Origin of the sequence: Caballeronia novacaledonica (assembly GCF_900258035.1) — a bacterium.
GTDB classification, from domain to species: Bacteria; Pseudomonadota; Gammaproteobacteria; order Burkholderiales; family Burkholderiaceae; genus Caballeronia; species Caballeronia novacaledonica.
Window position 1 is genome coordinate 191,365 of sequence record NZ_OGTP01000006.1, and the last position, 25,686, is coordinate 217,050.

The following is a 25,686-nucleotide window of genomic DNA, read 5'->3' on the forward strand; positions in this document are numbered from 1 at the left end:
AGGCGATCTTTCCGAATTCGGCTGTGTGGAAACGAGCGGCCGACTGTTCGTTTTCGCCGCCCTTGCAAATGTGCGGGGTTGTTTGTGACGCCGGGGCCGTTGAAGCACGCGCGTACAATACCGCCTTTAAACGTCCTGCAAAGCACCACATGTCCTCCCCACTCTTCGACTGGTTTGTCCCCTGCCCGCGCGGTCTCGAAGCGCCGCTCGCCGCCGAGCTTTCGGAGATCGGAGAGCGTCATGTGGCGAGCGCGCCGCTGTCGGGCGGCGGATCGCTGATCGTCGGCGCGCAAGTGCCCGGCGGCGTGCATTTCCGGGGCGGATGGGTCGCGGGCATGGCGGCGAACCTGCATTCGCGCATCGCGAGCCGCGTGCTCCTGAAAGTCGCGCAAGGCCCGTATCGCAACGAACACGACATCTACGAACTGACGCATCAGCAACGCTGGGAGCAATGGTTCACGCCCAGCCAGACGATGCGCGTCGACCTCACCGCGATCAAATCGCCGGTGAAGAGCCTCGAATTCACGACGCTGCGCGTGAAGGACGCCGTCTGCGACCGCCTGCGTGACGTCGCCGGCGCGCGTCCGAGCATCGATACCGCGCAGCCCGACGTCCGCGTGTTCGCGTTCCTCACGGTGAACGAGTGCACGCTCTACCTCGACACTTCCGGCGAACCGCTCTTCAAGCGCGGCTGGCGCCTGGACAAAGGCGCCGCGCCGTTGCGCGAAAATCTCGCGGCCGGCATCCTTCGCCTCACCGGCTGGACGCCCGGCACGCCGCTCTTCGATCCGATGTGCGGCAGCGGCACCTTCCTCGCCGAAGCGGCGCAGACGGCGCTCAACATCGCCCCGGGCAACGACCGGCATTTCGGCTTCGAAAGGCTCAAGCCGTTTCACCCGGGCATGTGGCAGAAGCTCAAGACGGCCGCTCTCGAACAACGCCGCGCCGCGCGCGCCACGCAAGCCGAACTGAGCATCTTCGGCAGCGACATCTCCGGCGACATGCTCGAAAAGGCGCGCGCGAACCTGAGCCGCGCGGGCATCACCGAGTTGTCGCTCAAGCAGGTCGACGCCCGCAACATGGTCCCGCCAACCGATGCGCCGGGCATCCTGCTCGCGAATCCGCCGTACGGCGAGCGCATCGAAGTGCGCGGGCGCGGTCCGCGCGGCGAGATTCGCGACACGGCGCGCTCCCGCCGCGAGGACGACGACGCTTTCGCGCGCGCGCAACCCGATCCGGCCGATACGGAATTCTTCGTTTCGTTCGGCAATGCGCTCAAGCAGCGCTTTCCCGGCTGGCGTGCGTACGTGCTCACGTCCGACCGCAAGCTGCCCGGCCTCTTGCGGCTGCGCGAATCAACGAAGACGCCGCTTTTCAATGGCGCGCTCGAATGCCGCCTTTTCCGCTTCGATCTCATCGCGGGCAGCGTACGCAATCGTCCCGCCGGCGAATGAGCCGCGCCGACTTCGAGACAAGTATGCGGCGGCGGCACAGATGAAGCCATTCGGCCGAATGGCATAGGCAAATTGCACGAATCGCACGATTCGCACGAATGGCGCGCCGAAATCGCGAAAAGCCTATGCCGAACGGCCGAGTGCCTTGATCGCGAAGCCGGCGCTACAATCGGCGCATGAACTCACCGACCGAACTCGCCAGCCCCATTGCCGTCGATATCTACCGCGCCCGCCGCGAGCGCGTGCTCGCCGCGCTGCGTGCGCGAGGCGGCGGCGTCGCCATCGTGCCGACTGCGCCGGAAGTCATGCGCAACCGCGACACGGACTACCCTTTCCGTCACGACAGCTACTTCTACTATCTGACGGGCTTCAACGAACCCGAAGCGACGCTCGTTCTGAACGCGAGCGCGAAGGAAGGCGAGCCTGCGTCGATTCTCTTTTGCCGCGAAAAGAACGTGGAACGCGAAACATGGGAAGGCTTTCGCTACGGCCCGGACGCCGCGCGCGACGCCTTCGGTTTCGATGCCGCGCTTCCCATCAACGCGCTCGACGAGGAAATGCCCCGTCTGATCGCCGATAAACCCGCGCTGCACTACGCGCTCGGCACGTCGGCGGAACTCGATGCCCAAGTGCGCGGCTGGCTCGCCGCCGTGCGCGCGCAGAGCCGCACCGGCGTGCGCGCGCCCGCCGCCGCAGAGCATCTTCTGCCGATTCTCGATGAAATGCGCCTCGTGAAAGACGCGCACGAAATCGCCATCATGCGCCGCGCGGCATCGATTTCGGCCGAAGCGCACCGCCGGGCGATGCGCGCAACGCGTCCCGGCATGCGCGAGTACGAGATCGAAGCCGAACTGCTCTACACATTCCGCCGACACGGCGCGCAGGCGCCGGCATACGGATCGATCGTCGCGGCGGGCGCGAACGCCTGCGTGCTGCACTACCCGGCGGGCAACGCGATCGCCCGCGACGGCGACCTGATCCTCATCGACGCCGCGTGCGAATTCGACGGTTACGCATCCGACATCACACGCACCTTCCCCGCGAGCGGCCGCTTCACGCCCGCGCAGCGCGAGCTTTACGACATCGTCCTTGCCGCCCAGGCCGCGGCCGTCGATGCGACGCGCGCAGGCGTGAGTTTCGACGCTCCGCATCAGGCGGCGCTGAAAGTGCTGTCGCAAGGTTTGCTCGACACCGGCATCATCGCCAAGACGAAGTTCGGCAGCGTCGACGACGTTCTCGCGCAACGCGCCTACGCGCCTTTCTACATGCATCGCACGGGGCACTGGATCGGCATGGACGTGCACGACGCGGGCGAATACCGCGAGCCCGACGGGCCGCTCGACGAGCAAGGCGCGCGTCCGTGGCGCACGCTCGCGCCCGGCATGGCGCTTACGGTCGAGCCGGGCCTCTACGTGCGCGCCGCCGAGGACGTGCCGGAGAAATACTGGAACATCGGCATCCGCATCGAGGACGACGCCGTCGTCACGCAAAGCGGCTGCGAGCTGATCACGCGCGAGGTGCCGGTCGCCGCCGACGAGATCGAAGCGCTGATGCGCGATTCACAAGCAAACTGATCATGAGCGACGTTCAAGGCATCGAGCCGCATTTCGACTACGACATCGCCATCGTCGGCGCCGGGCCGGTCGGGCTCGCGCTCGCGGGCTGGCTTGCGCGGCGCAGCGCGACATCGCGGCTTTCCATCGCGCTGATCGACGCGCGCACGCCCGAAGCCGCCGCCAGCGATCCGCGCGCGCTCGCGCTGTCGCACGGCAGCCGCGTGATGCTCCAGCCGCTCGGCTTCCCCGGCGACGCCACGCCGATCCGCCGCATTCACGTGTCGCAGCGCGGACACTTCGGCCGCACGCTGATCGAGCACGACGAGCACGAGTTGCCCGAACTGGGCTACGTGGTGCGCTACGGCTCGCTCGTCGGCGCGCTCGCCGATGCCGTGCGCGCGACCCACGTCCACTGGCTCACCGATACCTCCGCCCTCGCGCCGCTGCAGGATCACGACGGCGTCACGCTGCCGCTGCAATCGTCGGACGGCGAGCGCACGATTCGCGTCAAAGCGCTCGTGAATGCCGAAGGCGGTCTGTATCAGAAGAGCGACGCGACCACGCCCGGCGAGCGCCGCGCGCGGGATTACGGGCAGACGGCCATCGTCGGCACGGTGAGTGTGTCGGACCCGCGCGCGAATGTCGCGTGGGAGCGCTTCACCGGCGAAGGGCCGATCGCCCTTCTGCCGTGCGGCGGCCCGCGTCACGCGGACTACTCGCTCGTCTGGTGCTGCACGCCCGACGAAGCCGCGCGCCGCATGCAGCTCGACGACGACACGTTCCTCGCCGAACTCGGCGCCGCGTTCGGCACGCGCATGGGCCGGTTCACGCGCATCGCGGGGCGCGCCGCCTTCCCGCTCGGGCTGACCGCGCTCGACGTGCTCGTCGACCGGCGCACGGTCGCCATCGGCAATGCCGCTCAGACGCTGCATCCTGTCGCGGGTCAGGGCCTGAACCTCGGCTTGCGCGACGCGCTCGCGCTCACCGACGCCCTGTCCGCCGACGGCCCGCGCCCGCTCGCGCTCGCCCGCTTCGCGCAACGCCGCGCGCTCGACCGGCGCCTGACCATCGGCGCCACCGATACGCTCGCGCGCATCTTCACGGTCGATTTCCCGCCGCTCGCCGCGATGCGCGGTCTCGCCCTTACCGCGCTGGAGTTCCTCCCGCCGGTGAAATCCGCGCTCGCCCGGCAGATGATGTTCGGTCAGCGGCGCTGATCCGGCACGAAACAACGCAACCGTCTGCGTTAAGGGGCGGAACTTATCCTCTATGAACGCCCGTCCTTTCATAGAAGATTTAAAGACTTGCACGCGATTGCTCTTAAATTCAGCACGCTCTTCGCGTTAAAATAGCTGTTTCCCCTTCAGCAACGTTGCATCCGCCTGACGCGGCTTTTGCCGAGATCATCCGCGCGGATCGTTTAGCCTTCATGCCCACCATCGGTTCACACGTCCTGCGCAATAACCTGTTCGTCGCCCCGATGGCAGGCGTCACCGACCGCCCGTTCCGGCAGCTCTGCAAGCGCATGGGCGCGGGCTATGCGGTGTCGGAGATGGTGGCGTCGAACGCGCAGTTGTGGAAAAGCGAAAAAACCATGCGCCGCGCGAACCACGCGGGCGAGGTCGAGCCGATCTCGGTGCAGATCGCGGGCGCCGATCCGCAGATGCTCGCGGAAGCCGCGCGTCACAATGTCGCGAACGGCGCGCAGATCATCGACATCAACATGGGCTGCCCGGCGAAGAAGGTGTGCAACGTCGCGGCGGGATCGGCGCTGCTGCAGAACGAGCCGCTCGTCGCGCGCATCGTGGAAGCGGTGGTGCAGGCGGTCGGCGTGGGTCCGGACGCCGTGCCCGTCACGCTCAAGATTCGCACGGGGTGGAATCGCGAGAACAAGAACGCGCTGACCATCGCGCGGATCGCGCAGGAAGCGGGCATTTCGATGCTCACCGTCCACGGCCGCACGCGCGCCGATCTCTACAAGGGCGACGCGGAGTACGAAACCATCGCGGCCGTGAAGGCGTCGGTGCGGATTCCCGTCGTCGCAAACGGCGACATCACGACCCCGGAAAAGGCGCGCGACGTGCTCGCCGCCACCGGCGCCGACGCCATCATGATCGGCCGCGCGGCGCAGGGGCGTCCGTGGCTGTTCCGCGAGATCGAACATTTTCTGAAGACCGGCGAGCGCCTGCCGCCGCCGCGCATCGACGAGATCCAGCAGGTGATGAACGAACACCTCGAAGATCACTACGCCTTTTATGGGGAATTCACGGGCGTACGGACTGCGCGCAAGCATATCGGCTGGTACACTCGCGGCCTTTCCGGCGCCGGCACCTTCCGGCACCGGATGAATACGCTGGACACGACCAAAGAACAATTGCTCGCCGTAAACGAATTCTTTGACGCGCAAAAGGCGTTGTCGGACCGCCTCGTCTATGTGGACGAGGCCGGCGACGCCGAAGACGCGGACGGGGAAGAATCGTGCGGCGGGAACAACAACACGACAGACCGACTGATTGCCGCATGAGCAGACATAACATCGAACAATGCGTCCGCCAGAGCCTCGACAACTACTTCCAGGACCTGGACGGCTCCAACCCGCACGACGTGTACGACATGGTGATTTCGTGTGTGGAAAAACCGATGCTCGAAGTGGTGCTCGAGCAGGCGGGCGGAAACCAATCGCTCGCGGCCGAATATCTCGGCATCAACCGCAACACCTTACGCAAGAAGCTCCAGCAGCACGGATTGATTTGATTCATCGGACTGAGGCGCGCGCCTTGGTCCGGCCTGGTTTCCCTCTACGGTTTCAGTGTTCATCATGATCAAGCAAGCGCTCCTCTCCGTTTCCGACAAATCCGGCATCGTCGATTTCGCCAAATCGCTGTCGGCGCTCGGCGTCAAGCTCCTTTCGACCGGCGGCACCGCGAAACTGCTCGCCGACGCGGGCCTGCCCGTGACCGAGGTCGCCGACTACACCGGCTTTCCGGAAATGCTCGACGGGCGCGTGAAGACGCTGCATCCGAAAGTTCATGGCGGCATTCTCGCGCGCCGCGACCTGCCGGAGCACATGGCCGCGCTGGAAAAGCACGATATTCCGACCATCGACCTGCTGGTCGTGAATCTGTATCCGTTCGTGCAGACGGTGTCGAAGCCGGAGTGCTCGCTGGAAGACGCGATCGAGAACATCGATATCGGCGGGCCGACCATGCTGCGCTCGGCGGCGAAGAATCATCGCGACGTGACGGTCATCGTCGATCCGGCCGATTACGCCGCCGTGCTCGACGAAATGCGCGCGAACCATAACGCCGTCGGCTACAAGACGAACTTCCGTCTCGCGACGAAAGTGTTCGCGCACACCGCGCAATACGACGGCGCGATCACGAACTACCTGACGAGCCTCACCGAAGAACTCCAGCACGCGAGCCGCAACACATATCCGGCGACCTTCAACATGGCGTTCGAGAAGGTTCAGGACCTGCGCTACGGCGAGAACCCGCATCAGAGCGCGGCGTTCTATCGCGATCTTTCCGTGCCCGCCGGCGCGCTCGCGAACTACGAGCAGTTGCAGGGCAAGGAACTGTCGTACAACAACATCGCCGATTCGGACGCCGCGTGGGAATGCGTGAAGACGTTCGACGCGCCCGCGTGCGTCATCATCAAGCATGCGAATCCGTGCGGCGTGGCCGTTGGCGCCAATGCGGCCGAAGCGTACTCGAAGGCGTTCAAGACGGACCCGACCTCCGCGTTCGGCGGCATCATCGCGTTCAATCGCGAAGTCGATGAAGCCACGGCGCAAGCCGTCGCGAAGCAGTTCGTCGAAGTGCTGATCGCGCCGTCGTTCAGCGAGGCGGCGCGCGCCGTGTTCGCGGCGAAGCAGAACGTGCGTCTGCTGCAAATCGCGCTCGGCGACGGTCACAACACGTTCGACCTGAAGCGCGTCGGCGGCGGCCTGCTCGTGCAATCGCTCGATGCGAAGAACGTGCAGCCGCACGAACTGCGCGTCGTGACGAAGCGCCATCCGACGCCTAAGGAAATGGACGACCTGATGTTCGCGTGGCGCGTCGCGAAGTACGTGAAGTCGAACGCGATCGTGTTCTGCGGCGGCGGCATGACGCTCGGCGTCGGCGCGGGCCAGATGAGCCGCGTGGATTCGGCGCGCATCGCGGGCATCAAGGCGCAGAACGCCGGCCTGACGCTGAACGGCTCGGCGGTGGCGTCGGATGCGTTCTTCCCGTTCCGTGACGGCCTCGACGTCGTCGTGAACGCGGGCGCGACCTGCGTGATCCAGCCGGGCGGCTCCATGCGCGACGACGAAGTGATCGCCGCCGCCGACGAGCACAATGTCGCGATGATCGTTACCGGCACGCGTCATTTCCGTCATTAAACACGCCTGCTTCATTTAAGATTGGCCTGTTTGCGCTCGAACGGCGCAAGCAGGCCTTTTTGATTTGGACTACGCGCATCGCGAACGAATGAGAATCCTAGGCATCGACCCCGGCCTGCGCGTGACGGGCTTCGGCATCATCGACAAGACGGGACACACGCTGACTTATGTGACGAGCGGCGTCATCAAGACGGCCGACGCCGACTTGCCTTCGCGTCTCAGCACGATCTTCAGCGGAATTTCGACGCTCATCACGCAGCACAATCCGGATCAGGCCGCGATCGAAAAGGTCTTCGTCAACGTCAATCCGCAATCGACGCTGCTGCTCGGGCAGGCGCGCGGCGCGGCCATTTGCGGACTTGTCGCGAGCGGCGTGCCGGTGGCGGAATATACGGCGCTGCAGTTGAAGCAGGCTGTCGTCGGCTACGGACGCGCGACCAAGGAACAAATGCAGCAGATGGTCGTGCGTCTCTTGAACCTGTCCGGCGTGCCGAGCACCGACGCCGCCGACGCGCTCGGCATGGCCATCTGTCATGCGCACGGCGGCACGGGTCTCGCGGCGCTGGGCGGCATCGCGCCGGGGCTTGCGAAGAAAGGCTTGCGCGTGCGGCGTGGCCGGCTTATCGGTTGATTTTTCGAGAATTCAAAACACATGATTGGTCGCATCGCCGGCATTCTGCTGGAAAAAAATCCGCCGCACTTGCTCGTCGATTGCGGCGGCGTCGGCTACGAAATCGACGTGCCGATGAGCACCTTCTACAACCTGCCGAATACCGGCGAAAAGGTCGTGCTGCTCACGCAGTTGATCGTGCGCGAGGATGCGCATTTGCTGTACGGCTTTCTCACCGCGCAGGAACGCTCGACGTTCCGCGAGTTGCTGAAAATCAGCGGCATCGGCGCGCGAATGGCGTTGGCGGTGCTGTCGGGCATGAGCGTGCAGGAACTCTCGCAGACCGTGACGACGCAGGACGCCGCGCGCCTCACGCGCGTACCCGGCATCGGCAAGAAGACGGCGGAACGGCTGCTGCTCGAACTGAAAGGCAAGTTCGGCGCGGATCTCGGCGCGATGGCGAGCGCGGCGTCGCAATCGGACCACGCATCGGACATTCTGAATGCGCTGCTCGCGCTGGGATATTCGGAGAAGGAAGCGCTTGCCGCCATCAAGAACGTGCCGGCGGGAACGGGCGTGTCCGAAGGCATCAAGCTGGCGTTGAAATCGTTGTCGAAAGCGTAATTTTGCCTAGGCCATTTGGCCGACTTCGCAGCAGATAAGCACGCGTTACAATCGAATCATGATCGAAACCGACAAACTCGCCGCCGAACGCGTTATCTCGGCCACGCCCGTCTCGCCGAACGAAGAAGCGTTTGAGCGCGCGCTGCGCCCGCACAAGCTCGACGAATACATCGGGCAGGAAAAGGCGCGCGGCCAGCTCGAAATCTTCATCGAAGCGGCGAAGCGCCGTTCGGAAGCGCTCGATCATGTGCTGCTGTTCGGGCCGCCGGGTCTCGGCAAGACGACGCTCGCGCACATCATCGCGCGCGAAATGGGCGTGAATCTGCGGCAGACGTCGGGGCCGGTGCTGGAGCGCGCGGGCGATCTCGCCGCGCTCCTGACCAATCTCGAAGCGAACGACGTGCTGTTCATCGACGAAATTCACCGGCTTTCACCAGTCGTCGAGGAAATCCTTTATCCGGCGTTGGAGGATTATCAGATCGACATCATGATCGGCGAAGGACCGGCCGCGCGCAGCGTGAAGCTGGACTTGCAGCCGTTCACGCTCGTCGGCGCGACCACGCGCGCGGGCATGCTGACGAATCCGCTGCGCGACCGCTTCGGCATCGTGTCGCGGCTGGAGTTTTATAACGCGAGCGAACTGGCGCGCATCGTGGCGCGGTCGGCGTCGCTGTTGAAGGCGGACATCGTGAACGAGGGCGCGCTGGAAATCGCGAAGCGCTCGCGCGGCACGCCACGAATCGCGAACCGCCTGCTGCGCCGGGTGCGCGACTACGCCGAAGTGAAAGCGGACGGCATGATCACCGCCGACGTCGCCGACCGTGCGCTGAAGATGCTCGACGTCGATCCCGTCGGCTTCGACCTGATGGACCGCAAGCTGCTCGAAGCGATCCTTCACAAGTTCGATGGCGGGCCGGTCGGCGTGGACAATCTCGCTGCGGCAATCGGGGAGGAGCGCGATACGATCGAGGACGTGCTGGAGCCGTATCTGATCCAGCAGGGGTTCTTGCAGCGCACCCCGCGCGGACGCGTCGCGACGATGCTTACGTATCGGCACTTTGGCATCGCCGCGCCGGATGCGGGGCCGATTCGGGATCTTTGGGATACAAAAGGGTAATTCACGACACGCCGCCGGACCAACACCACCTCGTGAGAGCAGTGACAGTCAGGAGCGGCGAACGAAGGTACACCGATCTATATATCCCACTCCGCCAGCAATTCGGCCGGAATGGCCTTTACCACGTCCGAATAACGCTTACCCACGAACGCTTCCGCCCGTTTCAGCAATACGGGGATCGGACTGCTGGGCTCATGCACCTCGAACCAGAGCCGCGCAGCGCGAATCGATGCCAGCGCACTTTGTCGGTCGTTTGGCGCGGCGTGCAGCCCCAACCGCGCAGACGACGTGCTCCCTTCTGCGGGCAACTCGGTAGACTGAGTCTCGACTTCATCTGCGCGACTGAGACTTGTCTGCACCTCCTCGTCTTGCATGCCGGGCTCGACCTTTTCGGTCAACGCCTCGGCCGCGAGCGGCTCGTCATGAGTCACCGCTTCGGCCTCGTCGGATGCAGAAGGCCGCAACAGTTCCAGTAGCCTCACCAACGGCGCAAGGTCTGGCCGGTTGTCACCCAACTGCTCGCCGCACCACGCGTCAATCATTTCGAGATGCGCCAGCGTTTCTTCGAATGCGGTCATCGTCGCGGACTGCTGCATCCGCAAGTCGCGCAATTGCTGCACGACCGAATCTGGCGCGAGCGCATCGGCCGGGCGCGGAAACGCAAAAGCGCGCTCGACGTCGCGCATCCGCAGACGCGCAACTGTAGATTTCCCCAGCGCGATCTCGCGCACGTCGGCCATCAGCCCTTCCGGATCGACCAGTTCGAGCAGCGCGTTCATGCGCATTTCCTGCGCTTCGCCACGCCCGTACTCCGCCCCCTCGCGGGGATGCACCTGTCGAGGGTACGTCCGGAGCCAGGCGGCAAGCAGGCCCATGCCTTCGGCCAGCCCCGTCGCGCCCGCCAGGCGAGTCCGGCAGCGCACGTGCAGCACCGCTACCCGGATATCCTTCGTGCGGCTCAGCAATCGCCGGCAGTCACGGTCTACTTCGCCCCAGTTGATCGGATCGGCCGCGCCGACGAATGCCCCGTACTGCACGTCCTGCTTGGCCACGGTGCTGGCGAACAGCACGACGAAGTCGTGGTCGTATTCGAGGTCCGGCCCGCACGGTTCGGCGGCTGTGACAGGCGTGATCCATTCACGGGGCGCGCCCTCGGGTTTGACAGCGTCCGCGCTGTGCCGCTTCTGTTTGCCTGCGTGCCGCTTGTCCACGGTTTGAGAGGTCATGTGCTTACTTGTGTGATTGGACTGCGACGCCCGAACTGATGAGCATAGCGTTCCGGCTCGAAGACCATGCCCTTGATCGGCCGATCGGGATTCGGACGGCCGAGCCAGCCTGACCAGCCCATCTGCTGCTCGCCGCCCATCTGCGCGGGTGGCGCACTCGCGGGATTGATGCGCAACTCGAGTTCCCATCCGAGTTCCTTTCCGACGAAGGCACGAACCCATTCGACCAGGTGCGGCAGATCCGCACCTTTGGGCGTGAAGCGTAGGTACGACTTCAGATCCACTGGGCCGATCACGATTCGAAACCGGTGCTGTCGGTCAGGGGCGACCCGTCCGAGCATCGCGCCCCGGCCCATCATCGCGCCCGCTCCGGCGGCACCGATCCGGCCCTGGTCTTTCTTGTCGATGTCGATCCAGTGAAAAATACGCTCTTCGATCTCGACTGGCACGCTGAAGTAGTGCGCGAGCGTGGCGCGCAAGCCTTCGGGATTTCGCGACTCGCGCACGAGATGCGCCGACGCAGCCAGCCGCGCATGCGACGGCAACGCCCGGTCACGCATCTCGTTTGCGTCCTGACCGGTGAGGCTCGCGATGTAGAACGAGAATATCTCGTCATCTGCCTGATCCAGGCCCGCCGTCGCTTGCGCCGAAGCCCACGCCCGGTAGAACAACGCCAACGCGCGGTGATGAAAGATGTCGAAGAAATCGACCGTGGTCGTGTCGTTGCGGCCCTGCTGCCGATCACGCGCAATTTCGGTTACATGGATAGGCAATGGCCCGTTCGGACCCAGCATGCCCAGGCCAAACAGGCTGATCCGGAGATGATCGCCGGATCGCTCGACGTTCGCGATATCGCGCGGCGCGAAAGCCAGCGTTGGTGTCTGTCCGAGACGAAACGGCTCGGTGCCTGGGCGCTGCGCGGTGCCGATCGCTTCGAGGCCAGGATACGCGGCGATCCTGCGCAACAGCGCCAGAAAGCCATGACGCCACGGCTCGGCTTCCAGCGTCTCGAGCATTTCGGACGACAGCGTATTGCCACGGATCAGGTCGGGGAGCGTCACTCGACTCATTACACGACTCCGCGCGTACCGGTGCGCACTTGCCACGTATGGACGAGGCCACGCTGCATCGAATGCAATTGCGTTTGCGTGAAGCTGTTGATCGACACATGACGCGCGAGCCACTGCTCGAGAATCAGCCCGAAGAGATACGGACTCGCGCCGGAGAAGCCGGTTTCATCGATGGTCAGCGTGCACTCGATGCCACGTCCGAAGGTCATCGGTCCCGTGCCGGGCAGTTTGCGGGTCACCGGTCGCGTCTTCACGCCGACGAGTCCTTCGATCTGACGCTGATAGTCGCTCTCGTCGTCCATCACGTACAGTCGCAGCAGGTCCCGCAGCGCCTGTCCGCCGGGGCGGTGATCCAGATCTTCCAGCGCCAGATAGTTGAAGTTGAGTTGCCGGATCAATCGCCACGCCATCTCCCGATCCGCATAGGGCGGACGCGGCGCGCTGGGCGCGCGTATCAGCCCGATGCTCGCGATCGGCCCGGACGATTCGCCCACGTCCAGGTCGTCCTCGCCGTTCCGCGGAACGAGCGTCGCGAGATCGCGATTCGTCACCAGTGCATCGACCGATAGATAGCGGATCCCTTCGGGATACGGCGCTTCCTTCTGATCCACCAGCGACAGAAACACCTCCGTGCCAACATACGGCGTACGCGTTCCATAGCGGCGCGCGGAATCCGAATGAAGCCTGCGTTCACGGCGAATCGAGAAGTAACGGCCGTAGTTGCCCTCGTCGTTGTTCAGCGTTTGATAGAGCGGCCTGAAGGACAACTCTTCCGACTCTTTTTCCACCTGTCCGTAGACGGTTTGCACGGAGTAGACCTCGTAGTCGAGCGGCGCGAGACGCGCCGGCACCACATGGCATTCCGTGTCGCCTGGCTCTAGCCTGACACGGTCCGTGTGCTTCTCGAACAGATTGATGACCGGCGTGCAGTACAGCGCGAAGCGCGATGCATCGACCAGATTGGCCAGGTGCCCGGGCGCGCGATCGAGAAGGATCACAATCTCGGCTTCGCGCCCGCCGATGCTCGAAAGCCCGCGCGCCAGTCCATTGAGGGCGAAGAACCAGAAACGCGCCGGGCATGCAAAGTACTCGTGCAGCAAGTTGTGGCCGTGGAACTTCGTCCAGGTCAGCGGCAACAGATTCTGATCGGTGCGTAAGCCGTCGTGCTCAACGGCGTTCTCCATCACGAAGCACGGACGATGCGACGTCGAATCGAATTGGCCCGGCGCGGCGATCACGGTCGCGAGACTGGACACGTGAACCAACTCGTAAAGATGTGACGCGACCTGTTCGTCACCGGCCACGTACACCGGCAACCGGTCCAGACCCGCGATTTCCGCAAAGCCGATTTCGCCCGTCGTCTCGAGCTTGAGACGTAGCGCGCCCCGCACCTGGCGGTCTGGTGGCACATAGCGATTCAGCGATGGGATGTCCGGCGGAACGCCAGTCAGGCGTGCCTCCTTGATCCGCACCGGCCAGATCGTGACATCCTGACCGCTCGTAAAGGTGCAGGCGGTCTTCTCGCCTTCGGCAATACTGGAGGTGAACGTGGTGCCGCGTGGCACCTTATGGCCCTTGCCGAGCGAGCCTGCCTGACCGCCGGGGAAGATCCGGGCGACGGCGATCGATGGTGTCGGCGCGACGTAGTTCGGATAGATCACCTCGAGAAGCCGGCCGGTGAAGCGCGGGAACTCCGCATCGAGCTTGAGTTGCGTCCGCGCGGCCATGAAGCAGAACGATTCGATCAACCGTTCGACGTATGGGTCGGCCACCTCGCCAGCCTGCATGCCGAGCCGACGCGCGATTTTCGGATGCGCCTGCGCGAACTCCATTGCGAGTTCGCGCATGTAGACAAGTTCCTGGTTGTAGTAATCCAGCAGTCGAGGATCCATTGAGAGTCTCGTCGTGTCCTTCTGTTCGTTGGCACGGTGGCCTGCATGCGTGCACGTTCGCCTGCAAGCTCAATCCGCGCGCGCACCGGTGATGTTGATCTGACTCGTCTCGAGATCGAGCGAGCTTTGCACCATGAATTCGAGTGGATACGGGTCCATCTGGATTTCGCCACGAACCTCGAACGAGAGGACATTGCGATGCGCCGCGGCCTTTTCCGCGTCCAGCGCGCGGATAGTCAGCGAGTCAGGGCGCAGGCGGGGCTCGAATCGCTCGATCACACGTCGAAGCCTCTGCTCGATGTTGGGCCATTGCAGCGACGCAACAGATTCACCCGTGAGCGGAGGCACCCCGAAGTTGACCGTGGACTCCGCCGCTTGCGGATAGCGCTCGCTATCGATGCGGTCCTGGATGTTTGTCGCGTTGAGCAGATACGTCAGGTCGCGCTGAATGATGCTGCGCATCTGCTGCTTCGACACGGCGTACTCGTCGGGTGACTCGGATTGCCTGCGCGGTTCGTCGTCGCGCAGGCGGTCGAGCAGGGTCGGCATGATGCGCGGGTCGGCGCGGCGCGGCGGGCGAAACGCGTTGCCGGCATCGGGTAGCGGGACTTTACGACGGGTCACGGCCACCCTCTTGAGCTACCTGCGCGTCCGCCGTCGCGCGTGCACCGAAATCGGCGAGCAGCCAGTCGAACACCCCGAAGTCTCCTTGCGCCGTTGCCCACGTCTTTCGCCCGAGCGCGATGACGCCCGTGCGGCCGGATTCGCGCCAGAGCGTTTCCCGGCCGCGGCGGATGGCGTCGGAGCCGGACTCCGAGCCTGCATAGCGGGCGGGAACGAAGCCGCGCACGATGCTGCCGTCGACCAGTGTCAGCACACATGGCGCCCAAACGAGATCGATGAGCGCGCTCGGCGGAGTGACGTGCCACGTGGCGATGTCGGCGAACGGAACCCAGCGGTAATGGCCGGCCGTAACAATCTCGAACACCGGGCCGAGGCGGGAGTCGCTATCCGCCACCCACTCGGCGATGCCTTGCGGCGTTCGCGCGACGGTGAGCGGCGCGGCATCCAGCGCGGCCTCGCGCGTGGCATCGGCTTCGTCGATACGGCCTTCGGCACTGAGGCGCAGGGCTTCGGCAAGTCCTTCGACCCAGGCGGGCGGCTCCAGCACGAAGGAAGGCCGTTCCTCGCCGGTCATGACTTTCGCGCGCCAGCACTCCGCCCGAATCAGATCACGAAACACCTGCGCCATGCGATCCTGCTCCTTGCCGAGCTTCGCCCACAATTGCAATTGCTGGATGGCACGCGTCCAGTCGCCCGTCATACACAGAAGTTGAAACAAGGCCCAGCGATGAGCGGCACTGGCCGGCTGCGCGCGAATTTTCGCTTCGGCTTCCTGAATTTGCTGTTCGAATGACGTCATGCAAGATCCTCTTTTTCTTCGTGATCGGCGGACGCGGGTGCAACGAAAGCGCTGTCGACCGACAATACGTGATGCTCCCGCCGATTCAAGGCGGGCGGCAGGGCGGCCGTACGACGCGCCTCCGCGGCGTGATATTCGACGGGCGCGAAAAGACGCAACACTTCGGGCACGGAATCCACTTCGAGGTCGTCGTGACCGGGCGTCATCTGGCCGAAGGCGTCTTCGAGCGTGCGTTGACCCGACAGCAGCGCCTCGATCGATTCGTACTGCGAGGATGCCTTCGGAGCCTGCCAGCCAAGCTCCGCAGCCTCGATCATCGGCGGAGGCGCAGGTTCGTTTGCTTGCCAGGCCCACGAGCCCATCAGGACGTCATGTGGATCGGCAAGCGCGCGCCAGTACTGGCGTTGCAATGAATTGATCAGTTCTCTCGAAGCATCGGATGCTCTCGATGTGTCCGATTTGCGGTCCGGTACCGGCTTCTTTTCGGCGCGTATCGATTCGAGTTCGGCCTCGTCAGACGCTCCGCCTACGAGGCCGAGGACCGGGTCGCTGTTCAACCGGTCGTCGGCGTCGGAAATAAGGTCTGCCCAGTCGCTGTCTGTCGTGCGCTGACGAGCGTCGTCGGGCGCGCGCGATTCGCTGGCGACTCTTCCTTCCGAAGCGGCACCTCGACGCCACCGTGGAAGCTTCAACATCGGCATAGTAAGAACACTTAACTAACTTCGAGATGCGTATTAGACAGTACGCGCCAAGCGACGTCTATCGGTTGGTTTGGTTGTGTGAAGAATAGTTACGCTCTTACGGTTTCGGCGCGGAGACGGACCGACGCTGTCGTCGCTTGGCTACTAGATGACCTGTAGCGCCGCACATTGCCCAGCCTTCGGGAAAAACTCGACCGATGTCATACAGGAGACAAAACGAGACCAACGGATGTCGCTACGGTGCCCGAAGTCGGAGGCGAACTTCCGACTGACAGAGAAATAAGCCGAAACGAAGATTATTTCAGCGCTGCTATCTTGCCTTCAGGTTGAATTTGATACTTGCCAACCAATTCTCGGGATGCCTTGATACCAGTCTTAGGCTCTCTCGAATAGACGAAGATTTGGTAGTTCTTATCGATGTAGAAATCGCGTGTCAAAAAGCGTTCCTCCGTATCGATCACCCCAATCACCTGATGATCGACGAGCCGGTCGCTAACCAGAGTGAGAACTGCGTATGTCGCCACATTGTCCGAGGATCTTGAGCGACAAATATCCGTGCCGCCCTTTCCATCAGTACGAGCGTCTCCGTCAGAAAATGTCGCAGACTGAACAAAAACCGACAATTTTCATATTTATTCTCAAATTTCCGGAGAGATCTAAGGCCTCACCGTGGCTGGTTATCCGTTGCTAATTCGATGCTCATTTAGTCAAATCTATTCTCATGTTGCCCGTCGAGCGTCTCATCTCTTATTCTCCACACTGCCCGCGGGCTGGCTTCTTTCTAACTAGCTCGCAAAATTGACTGTAACGCTATCCATACAGCCTGGCTTTCGAAACGCCATCGACTCCCCGACTTGCGCACTCAAATTCGGGGACGAAAGCTCGTCCGCCTGCACCACCCCTCGACGTCAGCGAAATGTGAAGGTCAAACGCTAATAATCTAATTATTTTCCCCGAAAACATTTGCAGCCTATTCGTTCTCGACTTACCGACCTCCATTATTCGTCACACGGATAAATATATAGCTCGACCCCTGCGAGTCCCACCTTGTTTTTCTCTTTCGTAAAGTCAAACGTCAGTATGTTAACTTTTTGGGCCTTTGCGCACACTCCTTCCGATATATCGTAACTAACCTGCTCCACACATTCGTTTTTAGGGAACCGCGTCGAACTCTGGAGATTATCGACCGACACTCGAGCACCTCGTAAACGACCTCTCACATAAGTGAACTTGACAGACTTGAACTGCGAAATATCCGAAAACAGGCGTGAATGGTTTTTCATTAAGTTTGATAACCATGAAATTTCCTTTTCGAGGGACGCGACTTCCGTCTCCAAAGCGGCTCCCGCAGCCACATTCGTAAAAATCTTGAACCTTCCGTTACCCGCGTATGCAGCAAATGCCTCAGTGTTCGGTAGCTTTGAAAAGAATGCGCGACGAATAGCCATTGACTCTTCTTTCGTTATGCAGTCAGCAGTCGACCAGAATCCGTGCGCGACGCCCGCTGTCGACAAAACCAGCATCGTCATCGCAATGATGGCTCTAATTGATGCGATCTTTTGGAACTCCATAGCTTAACTCAGTCTGTTTGAATATCGGATATCCATGGACTTTCGACGCTGCAATCTTGCGGTGTTCTCGGACGCCCCCTCCAGCCCCTCCGATCGCCTACTAGTCGTACTGTGGATTACTCACCTTTTGCGGATAAGATGGGTATCGCGCGGATAGTCTTTTTTTGAAATAAGCGACTCTCGCCTTATACGCATTGAAAAGACAAGCCGTATCGACACAGTTATTCCGAACGTCGCGAAGCCAATTTATTTGATCTACTCTAACCGGATCTTCAGCCGAAATCTCTTTCGAAAAGCTGTCTTGCATTTCTACGAATCCAAGGTTTACAGCCGCGTCGAACACCATCAGTTCTCGATTTGCACAGGTCATACGTTCGACATTCGATCTTGCCCTCTGACATTCAAGAGCGCGAGTAGCATCTCTAACAGGCACGTTCTGATGCCGAAATACATACATCCAATCCTCACTCCAAACCACTATGCTTTCTTTCGAAGTATAAATCTTCGAATATTTGAATGCTCGACAATCTTCCTTGGCATTGCCCCCCAATAAATATGAATCCGTGAATTCGTTGTATCGCAGGCCAAACTTCTTGAACATGAATTTCTCGAAATCTTCTGATGTTCCAAAATTCTGGGCCGCAATCACATCGAACGAAAAATTGGCATGTTTGTCGACCGGAACTGAACAGTGCAAATCCCCGTAGTTATTCGAATAAGTGAATTCAGCCTCACTAATTGAGGCCGATCCAGAGTAAGCCGGGTTAGAGGGCAAGAATAAATGCGGCGACGCATCATTTTTACCGACTTTTGCAACACCTGTATAAATGTAGCTTTCAACTGCGCTAGCCATTTGAACGACCAGAAAAAACGTCAACGACATCAGGCATTTAATCGTGATTTTCATTGTTTTTAGCATCAGTGTTGCCAGTTATAGGTACCGCTCGTATATCGTCGGTCAGCCGTTTGACCTGAACTGCAACTTCATTCCCCCTAGCCACCACAAAGTGTAAGACTCCCTCAGCATCGGTCTTTGCTGAGTGGTAGAGACGAGTGGCATCTTCGTTCAACCCTCGAATTTCCACTTCCAAGCCTCGGATAGGGTTTCCGAGGCGATCCTGCAAGCGCAGGCGTATAGACGAGGCGCGGTGATCGTCGGTTTTCTTATGCATTCCAGTTCTCTTTCTTTTATGAGAGGATTTCGTACTCGCGATTCACGTAATGGTTATTATCTTCGCCGAGCAAATGCTCTGCGACTGTAACTGTTGTGGGATGGGAAGATTCGGCATCCTCCGATTCCACGAGCCAGCCGCCGGTGGTGCCGACTAACACATCCAGTTCCTCAGCGGCCTCGGTGAAAATCCGATCTGTGCGACCGTGTTTGTCTAGTGTTCCCGTCTTAATGACCTCTCCGCTTACTGCCTTCACAATGTATTCGATCTCGTCGAAATTTCGTAGCCAATATTCATCGTAGGCATCGAGGCGAATGCTATAAGGTCCAGGCATGCCAGGAAGACATCCTTTAACCGGAACTGCTTTCTGTTGAGGCAAGGCGTGGCTAGCTGCGTATGCGGCCCAAGAACCCTGCGTGCCATGCTCAATTCCCGTTCCATTGATTCGAATATAGCTGCCTCTAGCATGAAGCAGGATTTCTTGGCCCGCGGCAATTTCGATTCGTTTTTTGGAACTAATCAGCCTCAGAACTTGATCCGCAATGATTTCAATATCATCACTCTGGGCTTTGATCTCGATATCTCCCGAGGATGCAATTAGTCTTATTCCGAAGCGTTGCACAAATACTACGAGCCGCTCTCGAATACTCGCAAATATTGATTTTTGACTGGCGAGCGCGACGCTGCCTCCCGCCGTCATTGCAATGTTTTCCTTACTGGCGATATGGGCACTTGAGGAAGCAGACATCGCAATTCCTTCTGAGCTGGAAATCACGATATCTGGACGTTCGATCTCGGGAAAAGGATTGTTCGATTCAACGAGACCTTCGCTGATAGCAGCGTTTTGCGCTTTCAAGCGCTGGGCGATTTCGCCTTGATCCGTCCGAGATACCTGAGCGCCACTTTTCACCGCCAAGCAAGCAAGGTCTTCCTGTCGCCGACAGGCCTCCCGCAGATGCTGACTTGTAGCCGGCATATTTTTCGCGGGCGCATTAGCACCATCCTTTGCCTCGGTCGTGATCAACATCCCTCGATTCGACCGCAGTACTCCCTGCGCTTCCGTCGCAAGCTCAAACCCTTCCCCACGCTCTTCCCGCCTCCCCGTGTCCCTTCGATCCGCGTGTTATAGCCGAGCACCAACCGCGAGTTCGCATGATCGCTCGCTACCTGCACCTGCAATTTCCCCGGGGTGTCATCCATCACCATCTGATTGGACTGACTGCCCTCCAGACTGCGACTGCGCAAGCCCGTCAACGCCTGGTTCTTCGGCAACTGCCACGGCGGCTGGTTGAAATCGTTCACCTGCCTATCGGCGATATACGGCTTATCCGGGTCGCCTTCGTGATAATTCACCGTCACTTCCTGCCCGATGCGCGGCAGCGCGATGAATCCAAAGTTGCTTCCTTGCCAAGGCGACGACACCCGCACCCAGCAACTCGACCGCTCGTCCTTTTGACCAACTCGGTCCCAAACAAACTGAACCTTCACGCGCGCGTAGCCGTCGACCCACATGGACTGCTCATCCGGGCCCACCACCACTGCCGTCTCCGCGCCGCATTGGGGCTTGTTCCTCGGCTGATTCTTGAAAAATGCATTCGCCAACTGCAACACGAAGTCGCAGCGGCACCGGTACGTGTCTTCGCCGCTGGTCTCGCCGTTGTTGCGGATGTGCAGATCGGCCCCGATCACCAGATACTCTGCGTTAGCCGCCTTGTCCGGATGATCGGTCAAGAAGAACGTGTGCCCGACGGCCAGGCCGCGCAGATTGCCTCGTCCCTTCAGGCGTAGTTGCCGGGCGCGCAGCGCATCGGCGCGCACGCCGGCCAGGTAGTGCGCCTCGCCCACGAAGTCGTTCGGCTTGCCAGCCAGGCCGGTCGCTCCCGCGCGCGGTTGGGAGAACTCACCCCAACTGTAATGCTCGGAGTTGTCGAAAGGCGCGAAGCTCTCGCGTTCAACCTTGTCGGTCAGTTTTGCTCGGGAAAGCGTGGGATCGTAGTCCGTCAGTGTCACCGCGCCGGCGGTGATCGCGTGTGAAACTTTCAATCGATGAATATGCTCTTCATCGATACGCGCGCCGATCGGCGGCTGATAGCGGATCGAGTCATACATGTTGTCATGAGGCCGATGTCCACCTGGCGAATCGCACAGCACGAGCGTCGAACCGTCCATGTAGAAGTACAGACCCCATTCGCGCCACAACCGGGTCAGGAACTGGAAATCGGATTCCCACATCTGGCGGACGTAGTCGCGCTTCGGATAAATGCCGCGCAGCCCGGGAGCGGCAAGCCGCAATTCATATTGGAATGGATACAGCTTGGAGTCGAGCACCGCCTGCGTGATCTCAACCACGCTCTTGTTCGGAAAAATGCGGTTCTCGCAATTGCGCGTTGCAAGCCACAACCACGGCTTCACGGTCGCTTGATAATAGGTGTGCTTGTCGTCCTCTCCGGTGAGCGCGAACTGTGTGATCAGTCCGGTAACGACGCGCGTGCCTGCCCCCACGTTGCCTAGCCCAAGATTGCCGGGCAAGCCGGGTAAGAACTCGCCCTTGCCCTCGAACGCGATCGACAGCGAGATTTCAGTGCCGGTCAGCTTGCTGGCGTCAACCAACGAGCGCGCCTTGTAAACCGGCAGCGCCGGCGCATGATGCGTCTTGAGCGCGACCGTATATGAGTAGAGCTTGCCGAGCTTCTCGCGCCCGTCGAGCGAAGTCACAGCCAGCACGGACTGTCCGGCCCATTGCGGAAGCGCTGCGCCCGATATCTCGACGACACGGGCCTGTTGCGGAATGTGCATACGTTTTTCCTTCTCGTTCGTTCGCACGCACCGAGGTACGCGCTATCGGTAATCAAGTCGCGTTCAGTCTTGCACCCATCGGAGCGGCCGGCAGGCCCGGCGGCGGGCCGCTGTCAGGCAGGCTCAAGAAGGTCGGCATCGAACTCGGACATTGGAATGATTTCAGTGCGTCGCTCGTGAGCGGATTGGGCACGCTGCCCACAGTGTCGATATCGAGCACTGCCCTGCGGCCGTCGAACATGAAAGCCACGCGCGTGCGCCCCGGACTCGCCGTTTCCGTCACCTGCCCCTTCTGGATCAGACGCATCAACGCCCACGGCCCATCTACGGCAATCGTCGATGTGTCTGGTCTGATACGGGGATTCGCGGTCAGCTCGACGTGTGCGCCGCCGCGCGGCCCCGGCCAGGTCACCGTGAACGGTGTGACCGGGCCGTGCTGATAAAGCATCGCCTGGCCGTCGATGTCGAGCGACAGGCTCATCGCGTTCGGATCGAGCTCAATCACGCGGATGTCCGCCTTCCACGTCATCTGCTTTTTCGCCGGATCGTTGAAGAACACATCGCGGATTACTTTGGCGTTCTGGAACGGCGCGAGGTCTGGTCCCTGCACGGGCTCGGTCGCGCCTGGCAGCGTGCGGTAGCGCCACGGATTGGCCGATGTATCGACGAACGGCGCCAGTGTCTTATTGAAGAAGTCATCGATGACGCCACCCTCTGCGAACACGCGCGTGAAATCGTCGATGCCGACATCGCGTGTACTGGTCGGCGAAAACGGAAAGTTGCCTTCGACGATCAGCCGGCAGGTGTCGCCAACGACCGCCTGCAACTGACGCGACAGCAACTGGCCAATGCCCCGATTCACTTCGCGCGAGCCATTGGCCGCGAGTTGCAGCAACACCGTGCGCAACGGTGCAGGCATCGTGTTGGCCGTCATCTTCAGTTTGGCGGCCGCGTCACTCGCGGGCGGCATGCTGTTGTTGACGAGCGCGTTGTCGGAGATCGTCAGCGCCGTGTAGTAGTCGTTGAGCAGCGCGGTGACGCCGTCGAGCCCGGTCTTGTCGGCTTGCGCGCCGCCGGGCGGCTGCTCGCCGTGCTGCGAGTCCGAGTTGCCGGTCGCCACTTCGCGCAGCGCGGCGAAATGGCTGTCGACAAGCTCGCGCTCGACGCGCTCCGAGGCTCGAATCCCGAGGGTCTTGTCCGCCTTCTGGCTGATCTGGCTCGTGGCCTTCTGAAGCAGCGAGCCATCCGGCGCAGCCTGGTTTTGCGTAAGCGTGGTTTCCCGCGTGGCCGCACGCACCAGTCGCGCGAGCGGCGAGTCGGGCGCGGCAAAGCTGCGCAGCACTTGCAGGTCGAATGCGAGGCTCGTGCCGCTGACTGTGCGGATGTCGCCGAGGAAGGCATCCCACTGCTGAGCGTATTCGAGCAGATACTGTCGGCGCACGGCATCTGTCAGGGCGTCGTCCGCACCGGCTGCGGATCGCATCACGTCAGCCGTTTTTTTTTGAGCATCTCCCAAATAGGAGCGGCCCATCACCCATGCATCGTTGTCACGGGCGATCTGGACGAACTCCGACAGCCGCTTGTCGAACAAGTTGCGATAGCCTTCGTACGTATAGAGTCCCGGGACACCGCGCGACAACGGCGCTCCGCTCGCTCGAGTGAAGACCGTGCCGGCTTGCGGCCCCACCGCGCGCAACAACGTGAACTCGTCGGGCGCCTCCTTCATCATTGCTTCCTTGGCGCGCTGATAGAGACGCTCCGTGGCATTGCTGCCGTCGAGAAAGGCGCGTGCCTGCTGGATCAGCGCATCGTTGCGGATCAGCGGCGACTGCACCACGCGTTCTCCCGAGAACAATTGCTGGACGTGATCGATCATCGACGCCCGTCCGCCGAAAGCCGCCGCGCTATCGTTTTTCGCCCAGTCATCGAGCACCCAGGCCTTGACGGTGTCGGCGTCATAGCGCGACTTGTCTTGCAGCATCAGATACACGCGCAGCGCGTCGTAGGTCATTCTGGAATCCTGACTCGCGATGCCTTGCGAAATCACGGCTTCCATGCGCCGCACGATCTGCGGCAACAGCAGGTTGTCCTCCAGCGCCCGGTACGTCACGCGGCTTTCGTCGACGATCGCGCCCGGCGTGTACAAACCGTAGCGCCACGCGCTGTCGGGATCGGACAAGTCGAGCCCGGAATAAGTCGGCAGATAGCGCGCCTCGGTCAGCACGTCGGGCACCGCCTCGGGCTTCGGATCCTTGTACAGTCCGGTGACACGCGCGGCCAACGCGTGGACTTTGCCTTCCATCATGTCCAGATAGCGGCCGTTGTGGCCGACGCTGACGTACATTCCCATCGCCAGCCACGCGAACAGAACCAGCGCGAGTGTGTGACCGACCAGCCGCAACAGCCGGTAGCGGTACTCCCAGCGCAGATTCGGGCTGACCAGATGCGCCTCCGGAAACACCACCTGATTAAGCAGGCCTTGCAGAAAGTAGCTCTGATGCGTCTCGGGCAGCGACACACCATCGGGCCGGCTCGACAGCGAAGCGAAGAGGCGCTGCGTCACCGTGCGCTGATCGGCCACGAGTTCGACGCCGCGCTGTTGCGCGCTCGTGAAATAGACGCCACGCAAGGTCGAATGCAGTTGCGTGTCGTCGTAGCGGGAATCGAGAAAGACGCGATCGAGCAGGTCGATCAGTCGATGTGCGAGCGCCCCGAATTCCTCCGGCAACGCGCACAGACGACGGCGCCGGGTGACGTCGTGTTCATCCTGAAGGCGGGTGTCGATCGCGGCGGCCAGCCGATCCGCGAGCAGCTTCAGTTCCTGGTGACAGCGTGCATGCAAACCCTCTTTCGCAATGGTTTCCTTCGCATAGGGCAACGTGAAGCCCCAGGCCTGCGCCCGACCTTCGGAGGTCAGCGAACTGAAGTACTCGGAAAAGCCCGTCAGCCGGTCCAGCTTGGTCACGATCAGATACACCGGGAAGCGGATGCCGAGTTCCTGACGCAGTTCGTTCAGCCTGCCGCGTAACGCCGCCGCTTCGGCGATTCGAGTGTGCTCGTCGCCACTGAGCAGCGTTTCGAGATCGACGCTCAGCAACGCCCCGTTGATCGGCGCGCGCGGACGATGGCGGCGCAGCATGCCGAGAAAGCCCAGCCATTCCGCGCGGTCGAGTTCTTGCGGATCGACAGGTGCGAGCTTTGCCGGCGCGGGCTCGCTCAACTTGGCCGCTGCGTCTGGCTGCCCATTCGCAGCCGGTTCCCGAACGGGCGCGGTGTCGACCGCTGACGTCAATGCGGAGGCCATGCGACTGCTCCGCGAGGTGCCGTGTCGCGTGTAGTAGCCGATCGTATCGATCAGCACGGCGTCGTTCGTCAACCACCAGTCAACGGAAGCAGGCTCGCCGTTCACTTCGCCGGCGGCGTGTTGCATTTGTTCGGCCACCGGGAACGTCAGGCCGCCGTTCAATAGCGCGCTCGATTTCCCCGAACCATTCGAGCCGAGCGTGATGTACCACGGCAATTCGTACAGGTAGCGCTGACCCTGAAAGAGTTTGCCGATGCCGCGCGCGCCGGTGCGCATCGACTTCAGACGGGCGATCGCGCCAGACACTATGGGTTCAAGCCGCTTGAGACGGCCTGCCGCCGGTGACTCTTCTTTCGCGCGGCCGAACTGTATGACCTTCTTCAGAAACGTGGCGTCTTCGCGCATCCGCTGCGCGATGCGGAAACCCCAGTACACGACGAACAGCAGGGTGACCACCGCGATCGTCGCCACGCGTGTGGCGGCCGACTCGAACGGCGCGTTCTGCCCGAAGGCGATCAGCGAAGACGCGTTCCAGATCAACAGGCACAGCGCAGTCGCTACGACAACACTGAGCCACCATCCGGCGAGCCAGAACAGCGTACCGGCAAACATCAGCGCGATAACGACCACGCGCATGCCGATGCCGATCAGGGGACGAATCTCGCCAAACGAGAACGACGGTCCCACGAACCACACGACGAGCGCGACGATCACGAGCGCCACGAAGGCGAGGAACTGGCGCGAGGCCACAAACGATACAAACTTCTTCATGTGATGTCTCGGAGT

The 25,686-nt window shown here is 61.7% G+C and carries 20 protein-coding genes and 1 pseudogene; 9 read left to right on the top strand and 12 right to left on the bottom strand.

Annotated features, from left to right (window positions below; translation table 11 throughout):
• Positions 1 to 149: 149 nt before the first annotated feature.
• The 9 genes from NOV72_RS11850 to ruvB all read left to right on the top strand — a co-directional run bounded on the left by NOV72_RS11850 (position 150) and on the right by ruvB (position 9,745).
• Positions 150 to 1,454 (top strand): THUMP domain-containing class I SAM-dependent RNA methyltransferase, encoded by a 1,305-nt coding sequence (locus tag NOV72_RS11850; protein ID WP_106854770.1) that lies wholly within the window; start codon positions 150 to 152, stop codon positions 1,452 to 1,454.
• A 176-nt stretch (positions 1,455 to 1,630) separates the two neighbouring features.
• On the top strand, positions 1,631 to 3,028 hold the full coding sequence (locus tag NOV72_RS11855; protein WP_106854771.1) for an aminopeptidase P N-terminal domain-containing protein: 1,398 nt from the start codon (positions 1,631 to 1,633) through the stop codon (positions 3,026 to 3,028).
• A 2-nt stretch (positions 3,029 to 3,030) separates the two neighbouring features.
• Positions 3,031 to 4,227, top strand: a complete 1,197-nt coding sequence (locus NOV72_RS11860; RefSeq protein WP_106854772.1) for a UbiH/UbiF/VisC/COQ6 family ubiquinone biosynthesis hydroxylase — start codon at positions 3,031 to 3,033, stop codon at positions 4,225 to 4,227.
• A gap of 212 nt (positions 4,228 to 4,439) precedes the next feature.
• Positions 4,440 to 5,534: a tRNA dihydrouridine synthase DusB gene (dusB, locus tag NOV72_RS11865; RefSeq protein WP_106854773.1), complete on the top strand. Its 1,095-nt coding sequence runs from the start codon at positions 4,440 to 4,442 to the stop codon at positions 5,532 to 5,534.
• Positions 5,531 to 5,764 (top strand): Fis family transcriptional regulator, encoded by a 234-nt coding sequence (locus NOV72_RS11870; protein WP_008351548.1) that lies wholly within the window; start codon positions 5,531 to 5,533, stop codon positions 5,762 to 5,764. Before dusB ends, NOV72_RS11870 begins: the two co-directional genes overlap by 4 nt.
• A gap of 64 nt (positions 5,765 to 5,828) precedes the next feature.
• The gene (gene purH, locus NOV72_RS11875; protein ID WP_106854873.1) at positions 5,829 to 7,394 is read left to right on the top strand and encodes a bifunctional phosphoribosylaminoimidazolecarboxamide formyltransferase/IMP cyclohydrolase; all 1,566 of its coding nucleotides are present in this window, start codon (positions 5,829 to 5,831) and stop codon (positions 7,392 to 7,394) included.
• A gap of 88 nt (positions 7,395 to 7,482) precedes the next feature.
• Complete coding sequence (ruvC, locus tag NOV72_RS11880; protein ID WP_106854872.1) at positions 7,483 to 8,025, top strand: crossover junction endodeoxyribonuclease RuvC; 543 nt, start codon at positions 7,483 to 7,485, stop codon at positions 8,023 to 8,025.
• A gap of 21 nt (positions 8,026 to 8,046) precedes the next feature.
• Positions 8,047 to 8,628, top strand: coding sequence for a Holliday junction branch migration protein RuvA (gene ruvA, locus NOV72_RS11885; protein WP_106854774.1), 582 nt, complete (start codon positions 8,047 to 8,049; stop codon positions 8,626 to 8,628).
• Positions 8,629 to 8,686: 58 nt separating this feature from the next.
• Entirely contained in the window at positions 8,687 to 9,745 is a 1,059-nt protein-coding gene (ruvB, locus tag NOV72_RS11890) for a Holliday junction branch migration DNA helicase RuvB (protein ID WP_106854775.1), read from the top strand.
• A 77-nt stretch (positions 9,746 to 9,822) separates the two neighbouring features.
• Here the strand turns inward: ruvB and NOV72_RS11895 are convergent, their stop codons facing one another.
• The 12 genes and pseudogenes from NOV72_RS11895 to tssM all read right to left on the bottom strand — a co-directional run bounded on the left by NOV72_RS11895 (position 9,823) and on the right by tssM (position 25,671).
• Complete coding sequence (locus NOV72_RS11895) at positions 9,823 to 10,971, bottom strand: type VI secretion system protein TssA (RefSeq protein WP_106854776.1); 1,149 nt, start codon at positions 10,969 to 10,971, stop codon at positions 9,823 to 9,825.
• Positions 10,968 to 12,041, bottom strand: coding sequence for a type VI secretion system baseplate subunit TssG (gene tssG, locus NOV72_RS11900; protein ID WP_106854777.1), 1,074 nt, complete (start codon positions 12,039 to 12,041; stop codon positions 10,968 to 10,970). The genes NOV72_RS11895 and tssG overlap by 4 nt, the downstream gene beginning before the upstream one ends.
• Positions 12,041 to 13,933: a type VI secretion system baseplate subunit TssF gene (gene tssF, locus NOV72_RS11905; RefSeq protein ID WP_106854778.1), complete on the bottom strand. Its 1,893-nt coding sequence runs from the start codon at positions 13,931 to 13,933 to the stop codon at positions 12,041 to 12,043. Before tssF ends, tssG begins: the two co-directional genes overlap by 1 nt.
• Before the next feature lie 69 nt (positions 13,934 to 14,002).
• A complete protein-coding gene (tssE, locus tag NOV72_RS11910) occupies positions 14,003 to 14,557 on the bottom strand; it encodes a type VI secretion system baseplate subunit TssE (RefSeq protein WP_425428725.1) in 555 nt (184 codons plus the stop codon).
• Positions 14,544 to 15,356 carry a type VI secretion system accessory protein TagJ gene (locus NOV72_RS11915; protein ID WP_106854780.1) on the bottom strand — a complete coding sequence of 271 codons (813 nt, stop codon included), beginning with the start codon at positions 15,354 to 15,356 and terminating at the stop codon, positions 14,544 to 14,546. Before NOV72_RS11915 ends, tssE begins: the two co-directional genes overlap by 14 nt.
• On the bottom strand, positions 15,353 to 16,057 hold the full coding sequence (locus NOV72_RS11920; protein ID WP_106854781.1) for a TagK domain-containing protein: 705 nt from the start codon (positions 16,055 to 16,057) through the stop codon (positions 15,353 to 15,355). The genes NOV72_RS11915 and NOV72_RS11920 overlap by 4 nt, the downstream gene beginning before the upstream one ends.
• 998 nt (positions 16,058 to 17,055) lie before the next feature.
• Positions 17,056 to 17,628, bottom strand: a complete 573-nt coding sequence (locus NOV72_RS11930; protein WP_106854783.1) for a hypothetical protein — start codon at positions 17,626 to 17,628, stop codon at positions 17,056 to 17,058.
• A gap of 100 nt (positions 17,629 to 17,728) precedes the next feature.
• Positions 17,729 to 18,535: a lysozyme inhibitor LprI family protein gene (locus NOV72_RS31930; RefSeq protein WP_146149992.1), complete on the bottom strand. Its 807-nt coding sequence runs from the start codon at positions 18,533 to 18,535 to the stop codon at positions 17,729 to 17,731.
• The gene (locus NOV72_RS31935; RefSeq protein WP_146149993.1) at positions 18,519 to 18,800 is read right to left on the bottom strand and encodes a hypothetical protein; all 282 of its coding nucleotides are present in this window, start codon (positions 18,798 to 18,800) and stop codon (positions 18,519 to 18,521) included. The genes NOV72_RS31930 and NOV72_RS31935 overlap by 17 nt, the downstream gene beginning before the upstream one ends.
• Before the next feature lie 16 nt (positions 18,801 to 18,816).
• Positions 18,817 to 19,776: a DUF2345 domain-containing protein gene (locus tag NOV72_RS32715; RefSeq protein WP_245933002.1), complete on the bottom strand. Its 960-nt coding sequence runs from the start codon at positions 19,774 to 19,776 to the stop codon at positions 18,817 to 18,819.
• Positions 19,774 to 21,596: pseudogene (locus tag NOV72_RS32725) on the bottom strand (type VI secretion system Vgr family protein); the annotation flags it as partial. The gene NOV72_RS32715 and the pseudogene NOV72_RS32725, both read right to left, overlap by 3 nt.
• 52 nt (positions 21,597 to 21,648) lie before the next feature.
• Entirely contained in the window at positions 21,649 to 25,671 is a 4,023-nt protein-coding gene (gene tssM, locus NOV72_RS11940) for a type VI secretion system membrane subunit TssM (protein ID WP_106854784.1), read from the bottom strand.
• Between the last annotated feature and the right edge of the window lie 15 nt (positions 25,672 to 25,686).

Excerpts from the sequence above, each read along its gene's own strand:
- NOV72_RS11850 (WP_106854770.1), top strand. The coding sequence starts at position 150 with ATGTCCTCCCCACTCTTCGACTGGTTTGTCCCCTGCCCGCGCGGTCTC.
- NOV72_RS11855 (WP_106854771.1), top strand. The coding sequence starts at position 1,631 with ATGAACTCACCGACCGAACTCGCCAGCCCCATTGCCGTCGATATCTAC.
- NOV72_RS11860 (WP_106854772.1), top strand. The coding sequence starts at position 3,031 with ATGAGCGACGTTCAAGGCATCGAGCCGCATTTCGACTACGACATCGCC.
- dusB (WP_106854773.1), top strand. The coding sequence starts at position 4,440 with ATGCCCACCATCGGTTCACACGTCCTGCGCAATAACCTGTTCGTCGCC.
- NOV72_RS11870 (WP_008351548.1), top strand. The coding sequence starts at position 5,531 with ATGAGCAGACATAACATCGAACAATGCGTCCGCCAGAGCCTCGACAAC.
- purH (WP_106854873.1), top strand. The coding sequence starts at position 5,829 with ATGATCAAGCAAGCGCTCCTCTCCGTTTCCGACAAATCCGGCATCGTC.
- ruvC (WP_106854872.1), top strand. The coding sequence starts at position 7,483 with ATGAGAATCCTAGGCATCGACCCCGGCCTGCGCGTGACGGGCTTCGGC.
- ruvA (WP_106854774.1), top strand. The coding sequence starts at position 8,047 with ATGATTGGTCGCATCGCCGGCATTCTGCTGGAAAAAAATCCGCCGCAC.
- ruvB (WP_106854775.1), top strand. The coding sequence starts at position 8,687 with ATGATCGAAACCGACAAACTCGCCGCCGAACGCGTTATCTCGGCCACG.
- NOV72_RS11895 (WP_106854776.1), bottom strand. The coding sequence starts at position 10,971 with ATGACCTCTCAAACCGTGGACAAGCGGCACGCAGGCAAACAGAAGCGG.
- tssG (WP_106854777.1), bottom strand. The coding sequence starts at position 12,041 with ATGAGTCGAGTGACGCTCCCCGACCTGATCCGTGGCAATACGCTGTCG.
- tssF (WP_106854778.1), bottom strand. The coding sequence starts at position 13,933 with ATGGATCCTCGACTGCTGGATTACTACAACCAGGAACTTGTCTACATG.
- NOV72_RS11915 (WP_106854780.1), bottom strand. The coding sequence starts at position 15,356 with ATGACGTCATTCGAACAGCAAATTCAGGAAGCCGAAGCGAAAATTCGC.
- NOV72_RS11920 (WP_106854781.1), bottom strand. The coding sequence starts at position 16,057 with ATGCCGATGTTGAAGCTTCCACGGTGGCGTCGAGGTGCCGCTTCGGAA.
- NOV72_RS11930 (WP_106854783.1), bottom strand. The coding sequence starts at position 17,628 with ATGGAGTTCCAAAAGATCGCATCAATTAGAGCCATCATTGCGATGACG.
- NOV72_RS31930 (WP_146149992.1), bottom strand. The coding sequence starts at position 18,535 with ATGAAAATCACGATTAAATGCCTGATGTCGTTGACGTTTTTTCTGGTC.
- NOV72_RS31935 (WP_146149993.1), bottom strand. The coding sequence starts at position 18,800 with ATGCATAAGAAAACCGACGATCACCGCGCCTCGTCTATACGCCTGCGC.
- NOV72_RS32715 (WP_245933002.1), bottom strand. The coding sequence starts at position 19,776 with ATGCCGGCTACAAGTCAGCATCTGCGGGAGGCCTGTCGGCGACAGGAA.
- tssM (WP_106854784.1), bottom strand. The coding sequence starts at position 25,671 with ATGAAGAAGTTTGTATCGTTTGTGGCCTCGCGCCAGTTCCTCGCCTTC.